Annotated in this window: 20 protein-coding genes; all 20 read left to right on the top strand. The window is 62.9% G+C overall.

Translation table 11 applies throughout. The features are described from left to right. The 20 genes from BT125_RS06545 to BT125_RS06450 all read left to right on the top strand — a co-directional run bounded on the left by BT125_RS06545 (position 1) and on the right by BT125_RS06450 (position 24,292). Positions 1-951: an alpha-E domain-containing protein gene (locus BT125_RS06545; RefSeq protein WP_003201699.1), complete on the top strand. Its 951-nt coding sequence runs from the start codon at positions 1-3 to the stop codon at positions 949-951. Continuing rightward, positions 948-1,745, top strand: coding sequence for a transglutaminase family protein (locus tag BT125_RS06540; RefSeq protein WP_072405718.1), 798 nt, complete (start codon positions 948-950; stop codon positions 1,743-1,745). The genes BT125_RS06545 and BT125_RS06540 overlap by 4 nt, the downstream gene beginning before the upstream one ends. Before the next feature lie 328 nt (positions 1,746-2,073). Next, entirely contained in the window at positions 2,074-2,676 is a 603-nt protein-coding gene (locus BT125_RS29975; protein WP_072405717.1) for a transposase, read from the top strand. Between the two features lie 68 nt (positions 2,677-2,744). Further along, complete coding sequence (locus BT125_RS06530; RefSeq protein ID WP_371857793.1) at positions 2,745-4,307, top strand: ShlB/FhaC/HecB family hemolysin secretion/activation protein; 1,563 nt, start codon at positions 2,745-2,747, stop codon at positions 4,305-4,307. 17 nt (positions 4,308-4,324) lie between these two features. Further along, positions 4,325-6,124 (top strand): DUF2341 domain-containing protein, encoded by a 1,800-nt coding sequence (locus tag BT125_RS06525; RefSeq protein WP_072405715.1) that lies wholly within the window; start codon positions 4,325-4,327, stop codon positions 6,122-6,124. A 10-nt stretch (positions 6,125-6,134) separates the two neighbouring features. Next, positions 6,135-6,560, top strand: coding sequence for an ExbD/TolR family protein (locus BT125_RS06520; protein WP_003201710.1), 426 nt, complete (start codon positions 6,135-6,137; stop codon positions 6,558-6,560). Positions 6,561-6,562: 2 nt separating this feature from the next. Further along, a complete protein-coding gene (locus BT125_RS06515) occupies positions 6,563-7,267 on the top strand; it encodes an energy transducer TonB family protein (RefSeq protein WP_072405714.1) in 705 nt (234 codons plus the stop codon). A 39-nt stretch (positions 7,268-7,306) separates the two neighbouring features. Next, positions 7,307-8,998: a putative porin gene (locus BT125_RS06510; RefSeq protein ID WP_072405713.1), complete on the top strand. Its 1,692-nt coding sequence runs from the start codon at positions 7,307-7,309 to the stop codon at positions 8,996-8,998. A 15-nt stretch (positions 8,999-9,013) separates the two neighbouring features. Beyond that, complete coding sequence (locus tag BT125_RS06505; protein WP_072405712.1) at positions 9,014-9,661, top strand: DNA repair protein; 648 nt, start codon at positions 9,014-9,016, stop codon at positions 9,659-9,661. 22 nt (positions 9,662-9,683) lie between these two features. Next, positions 9,684-10,163 (top strand): YbjN domain-containing protein, encoded by a 480-nt coding sequence (locus BT125_RS06500; protein ID WP_072405711.1) that lies wholly within the window; start codon positions 9,684-9,686, stop codon positions 10,161-10,163. Further along, positions 10,160-11,104 carry a peptidylprolyl isomerase gene (locus BT125_RS06495; RefSeq protein ID WP_072405710.1) on the top strand — a complete coding sequence of 315 codons (945 nt, stop codon included), beginning with the start codon at positions 10,160-10,162 and terminating at the stop codon, positions 11,102-11,104. Before BT125_RS06500 ends, BT125_RS06495 begins: the two co-directional genes overlap by 4 nt. A 203-nt stretch (positions 11,105-11,307) precedes the next feature. Then, positions 11,308-12,288 carry a LysR family transcriptional regulator gene (locus tag BT125_RS06490; protein WP_072405709.1) on the top strand — a complete coding sequence of 327 codons (981 nt, stop codon included), beginning with the start codon at positions 11,308-11,310 and terminating at the stop codon, positions 12,286-12,288. A 179-nt stretch (positions 12,289-12,467) separates the two neighbouring features. Next, entirely contained in the window at positions 12,468-12,965 is a 498-nt protein-coding gene (locus BT125_RS06485) for a GNAT family N-acetyltransferase (RefSeq protein WP_072405708.1), read from the top strand. Positions 12,966-13,062: 97 nt separating this feature from the next. Then, the gene (locus tag BT125_RS06480) at positions 13,063-13,557 is read left to right on the top strand and encodes a hypothetical protein (protein WP_072405707.1); all 495 of its coding nucleotides are present in this window, start codon (positions 13,063-13,065) and stop codon (positions 13,555-13,557) included. Positions 13,558-13,649: 92 nt separating this feature from the next. Further along, positions 13,650-14,321 carry a DUF3313 domain-containing protein gene (locus BT125_RS06475; protein ID WP_072405706.1) on the top strand — a complete coding sequence of 224 codons (672 nt, stop codon included), beginning with the start codon at positions 13,650-13,652 and terminating at the stop codon, positions 14,319-14,321. 118 nt (positions 14,322-14,439) lie between these two features. Further along, positions 14,440-14,940: a thiol peroxidase gene (gene tpx, locus BT125_RS06470; RefSeq protein WP_018602018.1), complete on the top strand. Its 501-nt coding sequence runs from the start codon at positions 14,440-14,442 to the stop codon at positions 14,938-14,940. A gap of 191 nt (positions 14,941-15,131) precedes the next feature. Then, positions 15,132-16,445, top strand: a complete 1,314-nt coding sequence (locus BT125_RS06465; protein WP_072405705.1) for an MdtA/MuxA family multidrug efflux RND transporter periplasmic adaptor subunit — start codon at positions 15,132-15,134, stop codon at positions 16,443-16,445. Then, a complete protein-coding gene (locus BT125_RS06460; RefSeq protein WP_072405704.1) occupies positions 16,442-19,537 on the top strand; it encodes an MdtB/MuxB family multidrug efflux RND transporter permease subunit in 3,096 nt (1,031 codons plus the stop codon). The genes BT125_RS06465 and BT125_RS06460 overlap by 4 nt, the downstream gene beginning before the upstream one ends. Positions 19,538-19,715: 178 nt before the next feature. Next, positions 19,716-22,820, top strand: coding sequence for an efflux RND transporter permease subunit (locus BT125_RS06455; RefSeq protein ID WP_072405703.1), 3,105 nt, complete (start codon positions 19,716-19,718; stop codon positions 22,818-22,820). Then, positions 22,817-24,292 carry an efflux transporter outer membrane subunit gene (locus BT125_RS06450; RefSeq protein ID WP_072405702.1) on the top strand — a complete coding sequence of 492 codons (1,476 nt, stop codon included), beginning with the start codon at positions 22,817-22,819 and terminating at the stop codon, positions 24,290-24,292. The genes BT125_RS06455 and BT125_RS06450 overlap by 4 nt, the downstream gene beginning before the upstream one ends. Positions 24,293-24,353: the final 61 nt, after the last annotated feature.

The raw sequence follows: 24,353 nt of genomic DNA, 5'->3' as shown, positions 1-24,353 counted from the left end.
ATGCTTTCAAGAACTGCTTCGGACCTCTATTGGATGTCCCGCTACCTGGAGCGCGCCGAGAACCTGGCGCGCATGCTCGAAGTCAGCTATTCGCTGTCGCTGATGCCCCAGGCCGGACGCAGCGATGGCCATGCCGAACTGGCGATGTCGCTGCTGGCGGCCGGTACGCTGGACGACTACAACGCCCGTTATGACGCCCTCAACACCGAGCGCATGCTGCATTTCTTCGCCTTGGACGAAACCAACCCCGGCAGTATCTATAGCTGCCTGCGAGCCGCGCGAACCAATGCCCATGCCGTGCGCGGGCGTATCACTGCCGACATGTGGGAAAACATCAACGCCACCTGGCTGGAAATGCGCAACATCGCCAGCAACGGCCTGGGGCGTTACGGCATCAGCCATTTCTGCGAGTGGGTCAAGGAACGTTCGCACCTGTTCCGTGGCGCGACATCGGGCACCATCATGCGCAACGATGCCTACTGTTTCATCCGTTTGGGGACCTTTATCGAACGGGCCGACAACACCCTGCGTCTGCTGGACGCTCGCTATGAAATGTTCGGCGAGGAATCGGAGGAGGTCAGCGACAACTCGGCCCGTGGCTATTACCAGTGGAGTGCGTTGTTGCGCGCGTTGTCTTCGTTCGAGGCGTTCAACGAGATCTACCGCAACGCGCCCAATGCCGAGCAGGTGTCCGAGATGTTGCTGTTGCGGGCCGATGTGCCACGCTCGCTGCATGCCTGTATCGAGGAACTGGATCATATCCTCGCCAGCTTGCCGGGCAACAACGGCCGGCCGGCACAACGCCTGGCCGCCGAGCTGAATGCGCGCCTGCGCTATTCCGGAATCGACGAAATCCTGGCGTCGGGCCTGCACCAATGGTTGACCGACCTGATTGGTCAGATCCGCCACTTGGGCCAGACCGTCCATGAGTCTTACCTGGAGGTCGTATGAAACTGTCCATACGCCACGACACGACTTACAGCTACGCCGATGAAGTCTGCACCAGCATCCAGTTCTTGCGCCTGACGCCTCGGGACACCCAGCGCCAGCGCATTTTGGAATGGCATCTGGAATTGCCGCGACTGGTGCGCAGCCAGATTGACCCCTATGGCAACATCCTCCACGTAATGACCATGGACGAGCCCCACGGAGCCTTGGTGCTGACGGCGTATGGCGAGGTGGAAATCCATCAGTCCATCGCGATGGAACCGGACTCTCAGTCACCGCTGCCGTTTCTGCGCACCAGCCGCCTCACCCAGGCGGACGAGACCCTCAGCGCCTTCGCCGTCGAACAATGCGCCGGCCGGCGTGATCGTTCGGCCTTGACCGACCTGATGAACGGCCTGGCGGCGCGGATGCCCTACAGCCCTGGCACCACAGCGGTCAACAGCACCGCCGCCGAGGCGTTTGCCGGTGGAACGGGGGTTTGCCAGGACCATACCCACGCCTTCCTGGCCTGCGCGCGCAGCCTGGGTATTCCGGCGCGCTATGTTTCCGGCTATCTGTGCACCGAAGATGAAAGCCATCTGGCAAGCCACGCCTGGGCCGAAGCCTGGCTGGACGATGGCTGGTACAGCTTCGACGTGACCAACCGCCTGACCCTTCCCGATCGCCACCTGAAACTGGCGATCGGCCTGGACTACCTCGACGCCTGTCCGGTACGCGGCATGCGCCGGGGGGGCGGGGCGGAACAGATGCAGGCGCGGGTGCAGGTGAGTTCGATGGTGCAGGTACAACACCAGTAAAGGCACAGGCCTCCTCGCCAATACCGAGCTCCCACACTGGAATGGGGGTGGACACACACCCTGTCTCCACCCGAGAACCCTTGTGGGAGTGAGCTTGCTCGCGATGACGGTGGCCCATTCGACATCACTGCCAACTGACCCGCCGCCATCGCGAGCAAGCTCGCTCCCACAAAAAGCTCACTTCCTCCTTACCCTCCAAAATGAAGCTTTCATGACAAAAGTTCGGTAGCACAACGCCATTCCCGTCATGCCTGTGTGACGTCTTCGAGGGGACCTTTCAGGTCGTTTGGAGCCGGGGCGCGAAGCCGGGAGTGAGGCGATGGGGACTATGGAACGTTATTCGAAAGTAGGCATGCAGGAGCTTGACCAGCGGCTGTCGAAGATCGTCGAGGCGGCGCGCAAGCAGCCGGTCTCGGTGTATCGCTACGGCGCGCCGTGGGTCTGGATCGTTTCCCAGGATGACTGGCAAGGCGCGCTCAAGGAAGTGTCCAGCTACATTCCGCAAGGCCATTCACTGGTCTTGCTGCGTCCGCAGATCGACGGTCTTCTGGATGACCATCGCGATGTGCTGCAGGGTCTCAACGCCAGTGCCCAGATGCTGATCGCACCGCAAACCGCCATGCACATCCTCCTGCTGCAACTGCTCTATTCGGTGCCCAGCGAGCAGCAACTCTACGAACAACTCAATTACAACCTGCTGTTCCGCTGGTTCGTCGGCCTGGACCTGAACCAGAAGGTCTGGAGCTTCAACGTTCTGAGCAAGGACCTCGCCACGCTGTTGGGCGATGCGCGGGCGGTGCGGCTCATCGAGAAAATCATCGGTGAAGTGTTCTGTGGCGCCTTGCTGCAAATGCCGGAGTTCTCCTTGAACTTCGCGCTTTTGCACACCTGGCTGGCCCGGCATGCCACGACATCGACCATAAGCAATTGAGCCGTACTTTGAATTCAGGGGGTGGTGTGGAGCATTTCTTCAAATCGCGGCCGGCGCTGTGGGGCTGGCTGCTGCTGGCGGTCGGGGGGCCGTCGGCCGTTGCCGCCGAAGGCGGGCAGGCGGCCGAAGCGGCGCCGACGCGCCTGGTGGACGTGAACGAGTACTTCGTGCGCGGCAACACCGTGCTCGATGCCCGGGCCATCGAGGAAGCGGTGTACCCGTTCCTGGGGCCGCAAAAGGCCTTGAGCGACATCGAAGGCGCCCGGGAAGCCTTGCAAAAAGCTTATCAGGCCCGCGGTTATCAATCGGTATTCGTCGAGCTGCCGGAGCAGAAAGTCGAAGACGGCATCGTCTACCTGCAAGTCAGCGAGACCAAGATCGGTCGGGTGCGCGTGGTAGGGGCCAAGCATTATTCACCGGTTGAAATCCGTGAAGACGTGCCGGCGCTGAAGGAAGGCGAGGTGCCGGATTTCGCCCGGGTCCAGGTAGAGCTGGCGCAGTTGAACAAGACCCCGGGACGCCAGGTCATGCCGCTGGTGCGCGAAGGCCAGCGCCCCGGGACCATGGACGTGGATTTGCAAGTCCAAGACCAGAACCCCTGGCAAGCCAGCCTGGGGCTGAACAACGACTACAGTGCCGACACCGAAAAGCTGCGCACGGTCGCCAGCCTGGGCTACAACAACCTCTGGCAACTGGGCCACAGCGTTTCGCTGACCTTCTTCACCGCGCCCCAGGACACCGAAAACGCCAAGGTCTGGTCGGGTTCCTACACCGCGCCCCTGAGCGAACGCTGGAGTGTGCAGTTCTCGGGGTACCAATCCGACAGCAACGTGGCGACCGTCGGCGGCAGTAACGTGTTGGGCAAAGGACATTCCTACGGGGTGTCGGCGATCTACAGCCTGCCGTCCACGGGGGCATGGGCCAACAGCTTTTCGGTCGGGGTGGATTTCAAGGACTTCGAGGAAGAACTGAACCTGGGCGGTGCCAGCGACAAGGCGCCGCTCAAGTACGCGCCGTTCACCTTCGCCTATAACGGCTTTCGCTACACCGAAAACAGCCAGTTGGGCCTCGGCCTGAGCCTGGTGGCGGGGACCCGGAGCCTGCTGGGCTATGGCAGCTCCGACGAAGAGTTCGACTACAAGCGCTATCGCGCCAGCCCCAGCTTCGCGGTGCTCAAGGGCGACGGCAATTACACCTTCACCTTCGGCAACGACTGGCAGACCGCCTCCAAGGCCGCCTTCCAACTGGCCTCCGGGCCGCTGGTTTCCAACGAGCAATTCTCCGCCGGTGGCGCCACCTCGGTGCGCGGCTACCTGGCTGCCGAGCGCACCGGCGACGACGGCTACCTGCTGTCCCAGGAACTGCGTACCCCGTCCCTGGCCAAGTTCCTCGGCAGTTATGTCCAGGAGTGGCGCTTCTATGCCTTCGCCGAAGGCGCACAGCTGTATTTGCGTGATGAACTGCCCGACCAGGAAGCCGATTACAGCCTCGCCAGCGTCGGCCTCGGCACCCGCGCAAGCCTGAGCAAATGGTTGTCCGGCAGCCTCGACTGGGGCTATCCGCTGCTCGAAGGGCCGAACACCTCGAAACAGGAATCGCGCCTGCACTTCAACCTGCAAGCGACGTTTTGAACCCAGGAGTCATGTCCATGCAACGCTTATTGTTATCCCTGTTTATCTGCCTGGGGCTGGTGCTTCCGGCGACCGCCAACGCCTGGTGGCAGGACGACTGGCACTATCGCAAACAGATTTCGGTGGATACCACGCCCCAGGGCGCCGCCATCGCCCAGGCCTTGGGCCGCACCGCGTTGCTGGTGCGCTTGCACACCGGCAACTTCACCTTCGACGGGGTCAAGGACGACGGCTCGGACTTGCGTTTTGTCAGTGCCGACGACAAGACCGTGCTCAATCACCAGATCGAAAGCTTCGACCCGCTGATGGGCATGGCGCTGATCTGGGTCGACGTGCCGAGCGTGGAGGGCGGTCAGCGCCAGGACGTGTGGATGTATTACGGCAACCAGAAGGCGCCGGCCACGGGCAGCGGCCAATTGACCTTCGACCCGGACTACACCGCCCTATACCACTTCGACGGCGCCACCGGCGTACCGGCCCGGGATACCACGGCCTACGGCAACAATGCCCAGGGCGCGACCGGCGTGAGCATCGACGGTGTGATCGGGCGGGCCTTGCAGTTCAACGGCCAGCCGTTGTTGTTGCCGGCCAGTCCGTCGTTGCAACACAGTGCCGGTGCGGCGTTCACCTTCAGCACCTGGCTGCGCCAGGATCAGGCCAGTGGCGAACAAGTGCTCCTGGCCCGTCGCGAAGCCGCCACCAGCCTGTTGGTCGGGGTCAACCAGGGTGTGCCGTTCGTGGCGATCAATGATCAACGCGTGGTCTCGACCCAGCCGCTGAACCCCGGTCAGTGGCAGCACCTGGCGTTGACCGCCTCGGGCGACCGGGTCGTGCTGTACGTCAACGGGCGTGAGGCCGCGAGCCTGGCGGTGGCGATGCCGGCGTTCAATTCGCCGATCGCCCTGGGTGCCGATGTCTCCGCCGGAACCTTCGCGCCTTTCAGCGGCGCCATGGACGAAGCGCGCCTGTCCAAGGTCGCTCGCCCGGCGCCGTTGCTGTTGGCCGACGCCAATGCCCAGGGCGCCGAATCGAAGCTGGTGGCCTACGGCGTCGATGAAGAACAGTCCGGCTTCGGTTTCGGCAGCCTGGGGTTCCTGCTCAACGCCGTGCCGCTCGACGCGTGGGTGATCATCGGGGTGCTGGTGCTGATGATGTTCCAGTCGTGGATCATCATGATCCGCAAGAACCGCATGGTCAGCCGCCTCAGCCTTGCCAACGAAGCCTTCCGCGAGCAGTTCGCCAAGATTGGCACGCGCCTGGAAATGTTCGCCGATGACCAGGACCTTGCCCAGCGCCTGCAACATTCATCGCTGTGGCGCTTGTATTTGGTGGCCGTCAAGGAAATTCGCACCCGCCGTGAGCAGGGCGCTGACACCTCGTCGGTGTCAGCGGCCACCATCGAAGCGATTCGGTGCTCGATGGATGGCGTGCGCACTCGCGAGAACCAGGCGCTGAGTTCGAAGCTCTCGACCCTGTCCAACGCCATCGCCGGCGGGCCGTACATCGGCCTGCTCGGCACGGTGCTGGGGATCATGGTGGTGTTTCTCGGCACGGCCATGGCCGGCGACGTGAACATCAACGCCATCGCCCCGGGCATGGCCGCGGCATTGCTCGCCACGGCCATGGGCCTGTTCGTCGCGATCCCGGCGTTGTTTGGCTACAACCGCCTGATCACCCGCAACAAGGAAGTCAGCGCCGACATGCGGGTCTTTGTCGACGAGTTCATCACGCGCCTGGCGGAGATGCACGGCGAAGGCCAGTCCGGTGAAGCGGCCCATCGTCGCGGTCATCACGTCCAATCGTCCGTACCGGCCTGAGGGAGTCGCCATGGCTAGCGTAAACGCTTCACACGATGACGACGATGATGCAGCGGTCGACAGCATCAACATCACGCCGCTGGTGGATGTGCTCATGGTGGTGCTGGTGATGTTCATCCTCACGGCCACGGCCCAGGTGTCAGGTATCCAGATCAATCTGCCCAAGGCCAGTGCCTCGGTGTCGTTGTCCGAGGCCAAGACCAAGGCGATTTCGGTGAATGACGGCGGGCAGGTGTTCCTGGATGCCTACCCGGTGACCCTGGCCGAGCTGGAAGAGCGCCTGCGCATCGAAAAGGCGCAGAGCCCGGACTTCCCGGTGATTGTGCGCGGCGACGCGACGGTGCAGTACCAGAAAGTTATTGAAGTGCTGGATCTGTTGAGGCGCCTGGAACTGTCCCAGGTCGGTCTCGTGACCGGCAAACCGAGCCAGGGTTGATCATGACCGCCAGACTTCCCATCGATCCGCCCCCGGTGAAGACTTCGCCGCTGCGCCTGCTTAAGTGGGCCGCCGGCCTGCTGCTGGGCGCCGTCGCGGCTTGGCTGCTGTGGCAGTGGGCCAACGACATGAGTGGCGTGCGCCGCGAAGCCCCGAAGGTGCCGACTATCATCCCGCTGCCGCCTCCGCCCCCACCACCGCCAGAGAAGCCCAAGGAACCGGAACCCCAGGTCGAGGAGAAAGTGGTCGAGCCAGAGCCGACCCCGGAACCTGAAGAGGTCAAGCCCGAGGAAGAGGCGCCGCCGTCGCCCGTGGATGACCTGGCGAACCCGATGCAAATGGACGGCGATGCCCAGTCCGGTAACGACGCGTTCAACATCGGTGCCGGCAAGGGCGGCGGCATGGCCGGGGCAGGGGGCGGACGCCTGGACAATGGCACCTACAGCCAGTTCCTGGCGTTCACCTTCCAGCGCTTGCTGCGGGAAAACCCCGACCTGCGCAGCCTGGCGTTCTCGCTGCAGGCCGACGTCTGGCTCAGTGCCGTGGGCGAAATCACCCGGGTCGAGTTGGTCAAGTCCAGCGGCAACCGGCAAGTGGACGAGCAAGTGATTTCCGCCCTGCGTACCGCGCCCCATTTGAGTGAACGGCCACCGGCCTCCCTGACTTTGCCCGTGCGCCTGTCCTTGCAGGGGCGGCGGCCGGGTTAACCGACTATTTGAAAGTTTGCCAACAGGAGTTGTGTGCAGATGATTTCCAATGTGAATCGATTGTCGTGGGCGATCGGCCTGGTGGCCCTTAGCCTGGCCGGCCACGGGGCCGCCGCTGCGGCGCCTTCGGAAAACGCCACGATCAATCTGATCCGCCTGCTGGTTCAGCAGGGCGTGTTGAAACAGGACCAGGCCGATGGCTTGATCGCCCAGGCCGAACGGGAAGCCGTGCAGGCCCGCCAGGCCGCCACGGCAGTCGCCGCGACGCCGGCCGGTGCGCCGGGGGACGTGCGGGTGCAATACGTGCCGAATATCGTACGTGAGCAGATCCGCGACCAGGTCAAGGCTGAAGTCATGGCCACCGCCAAGCAGGAAAACTGGGCCCAACCCAACACCTTTCCGGATTGGGTCTCACGCATCAGCTTCGATGGCGACATTCGCTTGCGGGATGAGTCGCGCTATTACTCCGGCACCAACAGCAACGAAATCGTCGATTTCGCCCGGCTCAATGACAAGGGGCCTTACGACGTCAACCCCAACAGCAGTTCCAGCCTGCCGCCGTTGCTCAATACCCGCGAAGACCGGGAAAACCTGTTCCGCCTGCGCGCCCGCCTGGGCATGAAGGCGGTGATTGCCCCGCAATGGACGGCGGGCATCCGCATCGGCACCGGCTCGGACAACAACCCGGTGTCCACCACCCAGACCCTCGGTGGCGGCTTTGGCAAAAAAGACATCTGGCTCGACCAGGGCTATCTGACCTGGAAGCCCTCGGACGAATTGACCCTGACAGGCGGGCGTTTCGCCAACCCGTTTTTCTCCACCGACCTGTTGTATTCCGGCGACCTGAACTTCGATGGCGTGGCGGCGAATTTCAATCACAAGCTCAATCAGGACTGGGGCGTGTTCGGCACCGTCGGCGCGTTCCCGGTGGAGTACACCAACGACACCAGCACCAGCAATGGCAGCGACAAGGAAGAGAGCGATAACAAGTGGCTGTACGGTGCGCAACTGGGGGCCAACTGGGCCATCAACGACAGCAACCGCATCAAGGGCGCGCTGGCCTATTACCGCTTCGATGACATCGAAGGCCAGCGCTCTTCGCCGTGCCAGCCCTGGGCCGGTGATCCAGGCTGTGACAGCGACGGTTCGCGGGTGGCGTTCATGCAGAAGGGCAACACCGTGTTCCTGCTGCGCGACATCACGCCCAACCCCCTCAACCCATCGACCACGCCACAGCCGCAATACGTCGGCCTGGCATCGGAGTTCAACCTGCTGGACTTGAACTTCGCCTGGGACACCGATCTGCCCGAAGACCTGAAACTGCGCAGCCAGGCCCACTACGTCCACAACCTGGGCTACGACGAAGGCGAAATGCGCAAGCGCTCCGCAGGGCAGTTCGCCAACAACCTGGACAGCGATGGCGAGGTGGAAAGCGGCGCCAACGCCTGGATGCTCCAGTTCACCCTTGGCAACTCCCTGGAGCTCAAGCGCGAGGGCGACTGGAACCTGTTCGCCGGCTACAAGTACATCCAGCCGGACGCCTTGCCGGACGGCTTCAACGATTCGTCATTCCACCTGGGTGGCACCAACGCCAAGGGTTATTTCCTGGGCGGCAACTATGGCCTGGCCAGCAACGTCTTCGCCACTGGTCGCTGGTTGAGTTCCGAAGCGGTGTACGGCGCGCCGTACGACATCGATGTCTTGCAGCTTGAAATCAACACGCGCTTCTAAGCGCAGGGAGGTCTCATGAAAAGACGTGGCATATACCAATGTCCGGCCGCGTTACTGGTGCTGGGGCTGTTTCTGAGCGGCGGCGCCCACGGCGAAGGCCTGGAAGAACGCCTGCGGGCGCAACTTCGCAGCACCACCGCCCAGTTGCAAACCCTGCAAAGCGAACAGGCCCAGGCCAGCGTCGCCCGGCAGGCCGCGGAGAGCCAGGCCAAGGAGGCCCAGGCGCAGATCAAGCAATTGACAGCGCAATTGAGCAAGGCCCAGGCCCTGAATGAGCAACTGGCCGGGCATCAGCAAAACCTGCAAAGCCAGGCCCAGGCCCAGGTGGCTGCCAGCAACGAGCAAATTGGCAAGTTCAAGAAAGCCTACGACGAACTGTTGGTCCTGGCTCGCGGCAAAGAGGCCGAGCGCGCGCGCCTGAAGGCGCAATTGACGGAGCGTGACACACAAGTGCAGCAATGTTCGGTCAAGAATCAGCAGATGTACGAAGTCGCCAAGACGCTGCTGCATGCCTACGAAACCATTGATGTGACCGACATCGTGAAGATCCGCCAGCCGTTCGCGGCCAAGGCCCGGGTGCGTTTCGAAGAGCTGGCCCAAGGGTTCGGCGATGATCTCTACAAGAACCGTTTCGATGCGCCCCAGGCCTCGATCACTCACTGAACAGAACAAGGAAGAATCGAACATGACCTCAATGATTGAAAACGTCGATGCAAAATCCCTGACCGAGTTGTTGCAGGCCGCGGGTTATCGGGTCAACGAAACCGAGCAGAACGGCATTGTGCAGTTGCTCAGTGCCAGTCAGGGCATCGGCTTTGCCGTGCGTTTCGGCAATCCGGCGGCGACGGCGGGGCAATACCTGGACTTCACCTTCAGCTGTGCCTTGCGGGTGCAGGGCCAATTGCCGGCCGGGTTGGCAGAACTGTGGAACGCTTCGCGACGTTTTGCCCGGTTATCGCTGCAAGGCGAATTCCTGGTGATGGAAACGGATGTCGTGGTTGCGGCGGGCGTGAGTGCCGATCATCTGCGCAGCCACCTGGAACTGTGGGACCGCTTGTTGCAGGAATTCATTGTGTACCTGCGTGAGTACAGCCAGAGCGCGGCACAGATGCAAACCCCGGCCGAGCCCGTCGAGGCGTGCTTGGAGGAGGCTGTCGCATCGTGAAAAAGCCGACCTTCGTCATCAGTGCCGCAGCACTGGGCCTGATTGCCATGGCGCTGGTGCTGGGCCTGCGGCCGGGCAGCGATCCGGTCGCCGCGGTGCAGGCCGCCAGCGTTGTTTCGGCCGACTCGCCGAGTTTGGCCCGATTGGGCAACCAGCAGGTCAGCCCCGAAGAGCTCAAGACCTTGCTGGCCGCACTGGCTCCCGAGGTTCGTCAGCAAATGCGGGGTAATCGGGCTGCGTTGGAGAGCTGGATCCGTGCCCGCCTGGCGGAAAAAGCCGTGTTGGAGCAGGCCGATGCCCAGGGTTGGCGCCAGCGGCCCGAGGTGGAGCGGCAGACACGAGCGGCGGCTGAGCAGATTGTGTTTCGCGATTACTTGCAGTCGGTGAGCCAGGTGCCGGCCGGGTATCCCAGTGAGGACGAGTTGAAGCAGGCTTACGACGCCGGGAAAGCCAACTGGACCGCGCCGGCGTTGTACCGTGTCAGCCAGATTTTCCTGGCAGCCACCGAACCGCAAACCGTGGAGGCGGTGCGCCGGCAAGCGCTGGAGTTGAGCAGGAAAGCCCAAGCCTCACCCGCTGAGTTCGGCGCCCTGGCCAGTCGTTTTTCCCAGGACCGCACCAGTGCCGAGCGCGGCGGTGACAGCGGTTACCAGCCGTTGCAGCAACTGGTGCCGCCGGTGCGCGAAGCGGTGGCACGCTTGAAGGTCGGCGCGGTATCGGAGCCGGTGCAGAGCCCGGCAGGGTTCCATGTCATCAAGCTCACTGAGCAACAGCCGGCCCGAGAGGCGACCCTGGATGAAGTCCGCGAGCGCCTGACCCAGGCCCTGCGTGCCCAGCGCCAGGAACAGATCGCCAAGGCGTACCTGGACGGCATGCTCGACACGGCGACATTGAGCATCGATGGCGCGCAGTTGAGCAAGGTGTTGGAGGAGGGGCTTTAGCCCAGGTACTTTGTTTAATGTGAACACCTTTGTGGCAAGAGGATTTATGTGTGGCGAGGGGATTTATCCCCGTTGGGCTGCGCAGCAGCCCCTATCAATATCCCTCAGTGTCAGACCTGATGGATTTCAAGCCAAGCGGGCCGCTTTGCGACCCACGGGGATAGATCCCCTCGCCACTTCGTACAACCGACAGGGAGTCACCCATGACCTTCATCGAGCCCGCAGGACGCCAGGCTGTCACCGCATACCGCACACCGTTGCGTGCCCCCGACCCGTGGCTGACCATGGCTGGTGGTATCGAGCCGCAGGTGGCGCAGTGCTTCCTGGTCAGTGCCCGTTGCGGCTGCTTCATGCAAGCGGCCCGCAGCCTCAACGTCAAGGCGACATGGCTGCGTAAGCAGTTGGCGCAATTGGAGGCGCGGCTGCAACGTTCGCTGTTCAGCTTCCAGGGCAGCGCCTTGACCCTCAGCCGCGAGGGCCGGCAGTTGCAGGCGCGCTTGATCAGCCTGGCCCACGAAAGCGCGCCACCCTTGAACGATCAACCTTTGATTCGCCTGGCTGTGGCCGAGTCGATACTGCATGACATCCTGGGCCGTGACCTGATTTCATTGCTGCGACGCAACGCCAGCGTGCGACTGCAGATCTTCACCCTGGACAGTGACCTGGCGCTGCAAGCCGTCAGCGCCGACCTGGTGCTGTGGTTGAGCGATGCCCACACGTCGGTGCCGGGGCCGAGCTTCGCCACCTTGCCCGCGGATCGACTGGCGCGGCTGGACTATGTGCCGCACATCGCCAAGCGCTACTCGCGCCCGGCCACGCGCCCGGACTGCCTGGACGACCTGAACGATTACATGCTGGTGCAATGGCAGGCGGACCGACACGTGGACGGCTTCGCACCGTGGAACGCCTTGATAGAACAACGCCGGGCCGGCGTGGTGCAGGTGCAATCCTACGAATTGATGCTGGAGATGATTCGCTGCAGCGCCTGCATCGGCCTGTTGCCGCAGTACATGAGCCGCTTCGACCGGGGCCTGGTGGCGTTGCCGCAAGTGTTCGGCCTGTCGATGCAACGGCACTTGTGGATGGCCGTCAATGCCCAGGCCGAAGGCTCGCCAGAGGTGCAAATGCTTCGGGAACTGATCCACCACACGCTGGATGAGCGGCGGGATTGGTTCCAGGCTTGACCGAAGCAGGAAGTAGCCTGTCTGTGGGAGCAAGCTTGCTCGCGATAGCGGTCGTTCATTCAACATTAATGCCGGCTGGAAGGGCCTCATCGCGAGCAAGCTCGCTCCCACGGGTTCCTCGCATAAGCTGACGCGGCTTATAGTGGTCGGCCTTGTCACGTCTCCAGGAAGGAGCCCCCATGTCCGAGTCTTCGATTACCCTCGCACGCTTCACTGAAGCCCACATCGCCGGTGTCACCGCGCTCTACAACGACCCGGCGGTGACTCGCCAGGTGCTGCAAATGCCTTTCCAGTCCACCGAAGTCTGGCGCAAGCGCTTGGCGACGGATGACGAGCGTTTGTTGAAACTGGTGGCCCTGCACGCGGGTGACGTCATCGGCAATCTGGGGTTGGAGCAGTTTTCGCGGGTGCGTCGGGCCCATTGCGGCAGTCTCGGCATGGGGGTGGCTGTCGCCTGGCAGGGCAAAGGCGTGGGGTCTATGCTGCTGGCCGCCGCGCTGGACGTGGCGGACAACTGGATGAACCTTCGCCGGGTCGAGCTGACGGTGTACGCCGACAATGAAGCGGCCATCGGGCTGTACCGCAAGTTCGGCTTCGAAAGCGAAGGCCTGATGCGCGACTATGCCGTGCGTGACGGACGTTGGGTGGACACCCTCGCCATGGCGCGCCTGCGCTGAAGGATCAGTCACGCAGGTAAAGTGGCTTTTACGTACGCCGGCGTCTTGGACCTGTCATCATCCAGCTTCGCAGCACTCCCTAACCGAGGAACGGCCCATGGACGATGTACAGCAACTGGGCGAGATGCTTCGTCACTACGCCGACAGCGAAGCGCACAAAAAACAACTGCACCAGGCCCAGTCGGCGGTTTGGGCGCAACAGATCAAGGCGCTGTACGGGCAAATCGAGCAATGGCTGGCGCCGGTCATGGCGTTCGGCCTGCTGGAGCTGAACCGTGAGACGTATGTGGCTCACGGGGCGAATGTTTCTGTAGAAACATCCGCTTTCAAGACCGAAAAACTGACTTTGGCCATTACCGGTAAACCGGTGGAGTTCGTGCCGGATGTGATGGGTGTGGGCGGCTTGGTTTCTTTGTCGATCATCGGCCTGGCCGCGACCCGTCACGGCAGCATTTCCCTGGTGTGCCAGCCGCCATCGACGCAATGGCAATGGCGCCGGACCAATGGGTTGAAGGACCCCGACACGTTTGCCTTCGATGCAAACTTCCTCGCACAACAATTGCAGAGCCTGATACCTCGCGAGCGCGGCTGAATCACTTGTTCTTTTCAGGGCAGGCAAAAAACTGCCCATTGGCTATACCTGTAGTTCCGGCCCCGCCTCGTGTGGCTTACAGGAGTGACAGCATGAAGTTCGCGTCAATGATTGGCAGCATCTGCCTAGCCTCGCTTGCCTTGGCGGGTTGTTCGAGCAAAGTCACCCAGCCGGATGAGTATTCCGGGTTCCTGGGGGATTACAGCCGGCTCAAGGAAGAGAAGTCGCCGTCGGGGGCCGAGGTCATGCGCTGGGTCGATCCGAAGATTGACCTGGACAAGTTCACCAGTCTCTACATCGAGCCGACGCAGCTTTATCCCAAACCGCAGCCGACCGTGAAAATCCCCCAGGCCACGCTGTCGGGCATTACCGCGTATTACGATCAGGCCCTCATGCGGGAGGCGGGGAAGTCCTTGCCCCTGGCGACCGTACCAGGGCCGGGTGTATTGGTGATACGGGCGGCGATCACGGCTGTCAGCAGCAAGACCGAAGGCTTGAAACCGTATGAGGTGGTCCCGATTGCGCTGGTGGCGGCCGCTGTCAGCACCGCCAGCGGTATTCGCGACCAGGAAACCACCTTGGGCACCGAAGCGGTTTTTCTCGACGGAGGCAATAACGCGGTGGTCGCCCAGGTGGTGCGCAAGGGCACGGGCAAGCCACTGTCCAACGAATCCCAGGTCATGAAGCCCGATGACGTCAAAGGGGTCATCGATGGCTGGGCGGCAGATTTGCATCAGTCGTTTCTGCAGCTCAAGGCCAAATAGCCGTCACCGTTGCCGGGGTGTCGACGCCACGTCTTTTTATGTCCGGCCATAGGTCGCGTGAGCATTTCGTGGTTAACTCCGGCCTCACCATTTTCAAACTGTCAGAAGGAATCCGTTCATGGCTCAAGTCACCCTCAAAGGCAACCCGGTCCAAGTCAACGGTCAGTTGCCACAAGCTGGTTCCAAGGCACCAGCCTTTTCCCTGGTCGCCGGCAATCTGTCGGACGTTTCCCTGAAGGACTTCGCCGGCAAGCGCAAAGTGCTGAACATTTTCCCAAGCGTCGACACGCCGACCTGCGCCACCTCCGTGCGCAAATTCAACGCCCAGGCCAACGAACTGAACAACACCGTGGTGCTGTGCATCTCCGCCGACCTGCCATTTGCCCAGGCGCGCTTCTGCGGTGCCGAAGGCCTGGAAAACGTCCAGAACCTGTCCACGCTGCGCGGTGCCGAGTTCATCCAGGACTACGGCGTGGCGATTGCCGACGGCCCACTGAAGGGCCTGACTGCCCGTGCCGTGGTGGTACTGGACGAAAACGACACCGTGCTGCACAGCGAGCTGGTCAAGGAAATCGCCGAAGAGCCGAACTACGACGCGGCCTTGGCTGTTCTGAAATAAGTGGAATGAAATAAGGTATTTATTACAATTGTTAACGGCCTGGCCTTGTCCAGGCCGTTTTCTTTTGTGCTTCAAGGCTTTATCCAACTATTCGAAAGGTAAGCCCAACGTAAATTGCCGGTAAAGGCGCTTTGCTAAATACCCGACAGTGCTTATCGTTCAGCCTCCCGTAAAAGAAGTCCACGCGCCCAATGGTTGATCACTCCATGCAATCCTCTGTTTCCCCCAATTCCCGTCGCTGGCTGTTCGGCCTGTTCGTCCTGTTGGTCGTCGCGGCGCTGGCCTGGAAGTTCTGGCCCAGTGGTTCGGCCCAGAAGCCGGGGGCAGGGGACAAGGCCGCGGCGGGGCACGTGGGGCGCTCGGGTGGCATGCGGCCGGGGTTCGGTGGGGCGACGGGGCCGATCCCGGTGCGTGTGGCGCCGGCGGTGACCGGCGATTTCCCGCTGTACTTCAAGGCGCTGGGCACGGTCACGGCCCTCAACACCATCAACGTGCGCAGCCGCGTGGGTGGCGAACTGGTCAAGATCGCCTTCGAAGAGGGACAAATGGTCAAGGCTGGGGACTTGCTGGCCGAGATCGACCCACGCCCGTACCAGAACGCCTTGCTCCAGGCCGAAGGCACGTTGTTGCAGAATCAGGCCCAACTGAAAAATGCCCAGGTCGACCTTGAGCGGTACCGTGGCCTGTATGCCGAAGACAGTATTGCCAAGCAGACCCTCGACACCGCCGCCGCGCTGGTGGGCCAGTACCAAGGCACGGTCAAGACCAACCAGGCGGCGGTCAACGACGCCAAGCTCAATCTGGAGTTCACCAGGATCCGCGCGCCGATTGCCGGCCGCGTGGGCTTGCGCCAACTGGACATCGGCAACCTGGTGGCGGCCAACGACACCACGGCCCTGGCAGTCATTACCCAGACTCAACCCATCAGCGTCGTGTTCACCTTGCCGGAGAACACCCTCGACACCGTGCTCGCTCGTTACCGCAGCGGGGCAAAGCTGCCCGTCGAAGCCTGGGACCGTGGCGACGAGAAGCGCCAGGCCAGTGGCGTGTTGCAAAGCCTGGACAACCAGATCGATGTCACCACCGGCACCTTGAAGTTCAAGGCCCGCTACGAGAACCGCGACCAGTCGCTGTTCCCCAATCAGTTCGTCAACGTCCATCTGCTGGCCGACACCCTCAAAGGCGTGGTCCTGGCGCCTACGGCGGCCATCCAGTTCGGCACCAATGGCACTTTCGTCTACGCCCTGGAGGGCGACAAGAAGGTCACCATCAAGAAGCTGAAGATCGGGGCCAGCGACGGCACGAACACCGTAGTCACCGAAGGCCTGGCCGCTGGCGATCGGGTGGTGCTCGAAGGCACCGATCGCCTGAAGGAAGGCAGCGAAGTGGAGGTGGTCAACGACAGCCAGGACGTGCCCACCACGCCGACCGAGCACCTGCAGGGCAAGTCTGCGGCAGTGCCTGGGCCGGCTGAGGCCGACAAGGCGAACAAGGGCGGCGCATGAATCTCTCGCGGCTGTTCATCCTTCGCCCGGTCGCCACCACCCTGAGCATGCTGGCGATCATCCTCGCCGGCCTGATCGCCTACCGGTTGCTGCCGGTGTCGGCATTGCCCCAGGTTGATTACCCGACCATCCGCGTGATGACCTTGTACCCGGGCGCCAGCCCGGATGTGATGACCAGTGCGGTCACCGCCCCCCTGGAGCGGCAGTTCGGGCAGATGCCAGGCCTGACGCAAATGGCTTCCACCAGTTCCGGCGGCGCGTCGGTGATTACCCTGCGTTTCAACCTGGACATCAACATGGACGTCGCCGAGCAGCAGGTGCAGGCCGCGATCAATGCGGCCACCAACCTGCTGCCCACGGACTTGCCGGCACCGCCGGTGTACAACAAGGTCAACCCCGCCGACACCCCGGTGCTGACCCTGGCGATCACCTCCAAGACCATGTTGCTGCCCAAGCTCAATGACTTGGTGGACACCCGCATGGCGCAGAAAATCGCCCAGATCAGCGGCGTCGGCATGGTCACCATCGCCGGTGGCCAGCGCCAGGCCGTGCGAATCAAGGTCAACCCCGAGGCCCTGGCGGCCAACGGCCTGAACCTGGCGGATGTGCGCACGCTGATCGGTGCGTCCAACGTCAACCAGCCCAAGGGCAACTTCGACGGCCCGACTCGTGTCTCGATGCTCGATGCCAACGACCAGTTGACCTCCCCCAAAGACTACGCCGAGCTGATCCTGGCCTATGCCAATGGCGCGCCGTTGCGGCTCAAGGACGTGGCACAGATCGTCGACGGTGCCGAAAACGAACGCCTTGCCGCCTGGGCCAACGAAAACCAGGCCGTGCTGCTGAATATCCAGCGCCAGCCAGGGGCCAATGTCATCGAGGTGGTGGACCGGATCAAGGCCTTGCTGCCAAGCATCACCGACAACCTGCCGGCCGGCCTGGACGTCACCGTGCTGACCGACCGCACCCAGACCATCCGCGCCTCGGTCACCGACGTGCAACATGAGTTGCTGATCGCCATCGCCCTGGTGGTCATGGTGACGTTTTTGTTCCTGCGTCGCGTCAGTGCCACGATCATCCCGTCGGTCGCCGTGCCGTTGTCGTTGATCGGCACCTTCGGCGTGATGTACCTGGCCGGTTTCTCCATCAATAACCTGACCCTGATGGCCCTGACCATCGCCACCGGCTTCGTGGTGGACGATGCCATTGTCATGCTGGAGAACATCGCCCGCTTCATCGAGGAGGGCGACAGTCCGTTGCAGGCCGCGCTCAAGGGTGCCAAGCAGATCGGCTTCACCCTGATTTCCCTGACGCTGTCGTTGATCGCCGTGCTGATCCCTCTGTTGTTCATGGCCGATGTGGTCGGGCGCTTGTTCCGCGAGTTTGCCATCACTCTGGCGGTGGCGATCCTGATTTCCCTGGTGGTGTCCCTGACCCTGACGCCGATGATGTGTGCCCGCTTGCTCAAGCGCGAGCCCAAGGAAGCAGAGCAGGGCCGTTTCTACCGCGCCAGCGGCGCCTGGATCGACTGGTTGATCGCTGCCTACGGGCGCAAGTTGCAGTGGGTGCTCAAGCATCAGCCACTGACCCTGCTGGTGGCGGTGGGCAGCCTGGTGCTGACGGTCGTGCTGTACCTGGCCGTGCCCAAGGGCTTTTTCCCGGTGCAGGACACCGGGGTGATCCAGGGCATTTCCGAGGCGCCGCAATCGATCTCCTTCGCCGCCATGAGCGAGCGCCAGCAGCAGTTGGCCAAGGTGATCCTCGCCGACCCGGCGGTGCAGAGCCTGTCGTCCTACATCGGTGTGGACGGCGACAACGCCACGCTCAATAGCGGTCGCCTGCTGATCAACCTCAAGCCCCACAGCGAACGGGATGACAGCGCCACCGAGATCATTGCCCGCTTGCAGCCACAGCTGGATCGACTGGTGGGCATTCGCCTGTTCATGCAGCCGGTGCAGGACCTGACCATCGAAGACCGGGTCAGTCGTACCCAATACCAGTTCAGCCTGTCATCGCCGGACGCTGAATTGCTCAGCCTCTGGAGCGGGCGCCTGGTCGAGGCCCTGGGCCGCCAGCCGGAGCTGACCGACGTGGCCAGCGACCTGCAGGACAAGGGCTTGCAGGTCTACTTGGTGATCGACCGCGACGCGGCTTCACGCTTGGGCGTCTCGGTGTCGAACATCACCGATGCGCTGTATGACGCCTTCGGCCAGCGGCAGATCTCCACCATCTACACCCAGGCCAGCCAGTACCGCGTGGTGTTGCAGGCCCAGTCCGGAGAACGGCTCGGGCCGCAGGCGCTGGACCAGATCCACGTCAAGACCACCGATGGCGGGCAGGTGCGGTTGTCGAGCCTGGCCCGGGTCGAAGAGCGCCAGGCGCAATTGGCGATTGCCCACATTGGCCAGTTTCCAGCGGTGATGATGTCGTTCAACCTCGCGCCGGGCGTGGCCTTGGGGCACGCGGTGGAGGTGATCGAAAAGGTCCAGCAGGACATTGGCATGCCGGTGGGCGTGCAGACCGAATTCCAAGGCGCGGCCCAGGCGTTCCAGGCGTCATTGTCGAGTACCTTGCTGCTGATCCTGGCGGCGGTGGTGACCATGTACATCGTCCTGGGTGTGCTGTACGAAAGCTACATCCATCCGATCACCATCCTTTCCACCTTGCCCTCGGCGGCCATCGGCGCCTTGCTGGCGTTGATCCTCAGCGGCAATGACCTGGGCATGATCGCGATCATCGGCATCATCCTGCTGATCGGCATCGTCAAGAAGAACGCGATCATGATGATCGACTTCGCCCTCGACGCCGAACGCAACCAGGGCATGGACCCGCAGACGGCGATCTACCAGGCGGCGTTGCTGCGTTTCCGCCCGATTCTGATGACCACCCTGGCGGCGTTGTTCGGTGCCATACCGCTGATGTTCGCCACCGGTTCCGGCGCCGAACTGCGCCAGCCCCTGGGCTTGGTGATGGTGGGCGGGTTGTTGGTGAGCCAGGTCTTGACGTTGTTCACCACGCCGGTGATCTACCTGTATTTCGATCGACTGGGACGCCGGTTTGCCAGGCCGGAAGGGAAAGAGGTGCGGGTATGACAGCCGCGCCCGAAAGCCTGGGCGGAACGGGCTTCCCGTGGCGAGGGAGCTCGCTCCCGCTGGGCTGCGCAACGGCCCCTTTTGTGAGCGCTGCGCACTCAAGCGGGAGCAAGCTCCCTCGCCACAAAAGCCTGGTCATTCTTTTCGGTCTTTGGTCTGAAGCCCGGAGCGGCGGCCGATGAACCTCTCCGGCCCCTTCATCCGCCGCCCCGTGGCAACCATGCTCCTGAGTTTCGCCATCATGCTGCTCGGTGGCGTGTGCTTCGGCCTGCTGCCGGTTTCGCCGCTGCCGCAAATGGATTTCCCGGTCATCGTGGTCCAGGCCAACCTGCCAGGGGCCAGTCCCGAGGTGATGGCTTCGACAGTGGCAACGCCCCTTGAGCGTTCCTTCGGCGCTATTGCCGGGGTCAACACCATGAGCAGCCGTTCCAGCCAGGGTTCTACGCGGGTCATCCTGCAATTCGACCTGGCCCGCGACATCAACGGCGCCGCCCGGGAAGTGCAGGCGGCCATCAATGCGTCGCGCAACCTGTTGCCCAGCGGCATGCGCAGCATGCCCACCTACAAGAAGGTCAACCCGTCCCAGGCACCGATCATGGTGCTGTCGCTGACCTCGGATGTGTTGGAAAAGGGCCAGCTCTACGACCTGGCGTCCACCATCCTGTCCCAGAGCCTGTCCCAGGTGTCGGGCGTCGGCGAGGTGCAGATCGGCGGCAGCTCGTTGCCAGCGGTGCGCATCGAACTGGAGCCACAGTTGCTCAATCAGTACGGCGTGGCCCTGGACGATGTGCGCACCGCCATCGCCGACAGCAACGTACGCCGGCCCAAGGGCTCGGTGGAGGACGACCGGCGCATGTGGCAGGTGCAGGCCAATGACCAGTTGGAGAAGGCCAAGGACTACGAAACGCTGATTATCCGCTACCAGGACGGCTCGGTGCTGCGGCTCAAGGACGTGGCGAAAGTCACCGACAGCGTCGAGGACCGCTACAACAGCGGTTTCTTCAACAACGACGCGGCCGTGCTGCTGGTGATCAACCGCCAGGCCGGGGCCAACATCATCGAGACGGTCAACGAGATCAAGGCGCAACTGCCGGCGTTGCAGGCGGTGCTGCCGGCCAGCGTCAAGCTGAACCTGGCGATGGACCGTTCGCCGGTGATCAAGGCCACCCTGCATGAAGCGGAAATGACCTTGCTGATCGCCGTGGCCCTGGTGGTGCTCGTCGTATTCCTGTTCCTCGGCAACTTCCGCGCCTCGCTGATCCCGACCCTGGCGGTACCGGTGTCGCTGGTGGGCACGTTTGCGGTGATGTACCTGTACGGCTTCTCCTTGAACAACCTGTCGCTGATGGCGTTGATCCTGGCGACCGGGTTGGTGGTGGACGACGCCATCGTGGTGCTGGAGAACATTTCCCGGCACATCGACGAAGGCGTGCCACCGATGAAAGCTGCCTATATGGGCGCCGAAGAAGTCGGCTTTACGTTGCTGTCGATGAACGTCTCGCTGGTGGCGGTATTCCTGTCGATCCTGTTCATGGGCGGCATCATCGAGAGCCTGTTCCGCGAATTCTCCATCACCCTGGCGGCCTCCATCGTGGTCTCGCTGGTGGTGTCGCTGACCCTCACGCCGATGCTTTGCGCCCGTTGGCTCAAGCCTCACGTACCGGGGCAGGAGAACCGCTTGCAGCGCTGGAGCCAGGGGCTCAACGAGCGGATGGTCCGCGGTTACGCCATCAGCCTGGACTGGGTGCTGCGCCATCGGCGCCTGACGTTGCTCAGCCTGCTGGTGACCATTGGCGTGAACGTCGCGTTGTATGTGGTGGTGCCGAAAACCTTCATGCCACAGCAGGACACCGGCCAACTGATCGGTTTCGTGCGTGGCGACGACGGGCTGTCGTTCAATGTGATGCAGCCGAAGATGGAAATCTTCCGTCGTGCCGTGCTCAAGGACGAGGCGGTGCAAAGTGTCGCCGGTTTCATCGGCGGCAACAACGGCACCAACAACGCCTTCATGCTGGTGCGTCTGAAGCCGATCAAGGAGCGCGGGATTTCCGCACAGAAAGTCATCGAGCGCCTGCGCAAGGAAATGCCCAAGGTGCCCGGCGGCCAATTGATGCTGATGGCCGACCAGGACCTGCAGTTCGGTGGTGGGCGCGAGCAGACCACTTCGCAGTATTCCTACATCCTGCAAAGCGCCGACCTGGCGACGCTGCGCACCTGGTACCCCAAGGTCGTGGCGGCCTTCCGGGCCTTGCCGGAGCTGACCGCCATCGATGCCCGCGACGGTGGCGGGGCGCAGCAGGTGACGCTGGTGGTGGACCGCGACCAGGCCAAGCGCCTGGGCATCGACATGGACATGGTCACCGCCGTGCTCAACAACGCCTACAGCCAGCGGCAGATTTCCACCATCTACGACAGTCTCAACCAGTACCAGGTGGTGATGGAGGTCAATCCCAAGTATGCCCAGGATCCCAATACCCTCGAACAGGTCCAGGTGATCACCGCCGACGGCGCGCGGGTGCCGCTGTCGGCCATTGCCCATTACGAGAACAGCCTGGAGGACGACCGCGTCAGTCATGAAGGCCAGTTCGCTTCCGAGGGCATTTCCTTCGACATGGCCGAAGGCGTCACGGTGGAGCAGGGCACTGCGGCTATCGAGCGGGCGATTGCCAAGCTCGGGATGCCCGAGGATGTCATCGCGAAAATGGCCGGTACCGCCGACGCGTTCGCCGCCACCCAGAAGAGCCAGCCGTTCATGATCCTCGGCGCGTTGCTGGCGGTGTACCTGGTGCTGGGCGTGCTTTATGAAAGCTATATTCATCCGCTGACGATCCTGTCCACCTTGCCATCGGCCGGGGTCGGCGCCTTGTTGTCGATCTACGCACTGGGCAGCGAGTTCAGCCTGATCTCGCTGTTGGGGCTGTTCCTGCTGATCGGCGTGGTGAAGAAAAACGCCATCCTGATGATCGATCTGGCGCTGCAACTGGAACGTGCCGGGCAGACGCCACTGGAATCGATCCGCAGCGCTTGCCTGCTGCGGTTGCGGCCAATCCTGATGACCACGCTGGCGGCGATCCTGGGTGCCCTGCCACTGCTGCTCGGCACCGCCGAAGGCGCGGAAATGCGCCAGCCGCTGGGCCTGACCATCATCGGTGGGCTGGTGTTCAGCCAGGTGCTGACGCTCTATACCACGCCGGTGGTTTACCTTTATCTCGACAAGCTGCGCCATCGCTTCAACCGCTGGCGTGGCGTGCGCACCGATGCTGCCCTGGAAACTCCGCTATGACCGACCGTTCGCCCTTCAATCTTGCCGCAACGCTGGCGACTGCCCGTGGCTCGCGGGTACTGAGCCTGGTGCTGTGCGTGGCGATGCTCAGCGCCTGCGCCGTCGGCCCGGATTACCAGCGCCCCGAGGCGGCCGCCCCGGTGCAGTACAAGGAGGCCCAGGGCTGGCGTCAGGCCAACCCCAGCGATGCGCTGGCCCGGGGCGCCTGGTGGGAGCTTTACGGCGATACGCAACTCAACGGCCTGGTGGACAAGCTCAACGCCTCCAACCAGACCGTGGCCCAGGCCGAAGCCCAGTACCGGCAGGCCCGGGCACTGGTGCGCAATGCCCGTGGCGCGTTTTTCCCCACGGTGGACCTGACCGTTGGCAAGACGCGCTCCAGCCAGGGCACCGGCAGCAGCAGTTCGAGCTTGAGCAGTTCGTCCAGCGGCATTCGCGACACCTACAGCGCCCAGGCCGGCGTCAGCTGGGAGGCAGACGTGTGGGGCAAGTTGCGCCGCACCCTGGAGGCCGACGAGGCGAGCGCGCAAGCCAGTTTCGCCGACCTGGCGGCGATGCGCCTGAGCCAGCAGTCGGAACTGGTGCAGAACTACTTGCAGTTGCGGGTGATCGATGAACAGAAGCGTTTGTTGCAGACCACTGTCGACAACTATCAGCGCTCGCTGAAAATGACCGAAAACCAGTACCGTGCCGGGGTCTCTGGCAAGGACGCGGTGGCCCAGGCGCAAAACCAGCTCAAGACCACCCAGGGCGACCTGATCGACCTGATCTGGCAGCGAGCGCAGTTCGAAAACGCCATCGCCGTGCTCATCGGCCTGCCGCCGGCGGAATTCAACCTGGCCGAGGTCCAGAACATCCCAATATTGCCGCAGATCCCGGTGGCGCTGCCTTCGCAATTGCTCGAGCGCCGGCCGGATATCGCCTCGGCAGAGCGCTCGGTGATGGCCGCCAATGCCAACATCGGCGTCGCCAAGGCCGCGTATTACCCGGACCTGACCCTGAGCCTCAGCGGCGGCTACAGCAGCAGTACCTACGACAACTGGGTGAGCGTGCCGAACCGCTTCTGGTCGGTAGGGCCGCAACTGGCGATGACGCTGTTCGATGGCGGCCAGCGTTCGGCGGAAGTCGACCGCACCGTTGCGGCGTATGACCAGACCGTCGCCACCTATCGCCAGACCGTGCTCGATGGCTTGCGCGAGGTGGAAAACTACATGATCCAGCTCAAGGTGCTGGAAGACGAAGCTCGCGTGCGCCAGGAAGCCCTCGACGCCGCCCGGGAATCCCTGCGCCTGACGCAGAACCAATACCGGGCCGGATTGATCGCCTACCTCGACGTGGTCACCGTCCAGGCCACCGCGTTGAGCAACGAGCGCAGCATGCTGAACCTGCAACAGAGCCGGTTGATTGCCAGCGTCCAATTGATCGCGGCGTTGGGCGGTGGTTGGGATGGGCAGCTAAAGACGGATGAGTAAGTCAGAACGAAGCAGGTCCCTGTGGCGAGGGGATTTATCCCCGCTGGGCTGCGCAGCAGCC

It is taken from the genome of Pseudomonas sp. NFACC04-2 (assembly GCF_900119265.1).
Classification (GTDB): Bacteria; Pseudomonadota; Gammaproteobacteria; order Pseudomonadales; family Pseudomonadaceae; genus Aquipseudomonas; species Aquipseudomonas fluorescens_AA.
The sequence above is the reverse complement of the archived record's forward strand: the minus strand, read 5'-3'. Positions and strand labels throughout refer to the sequence as shown.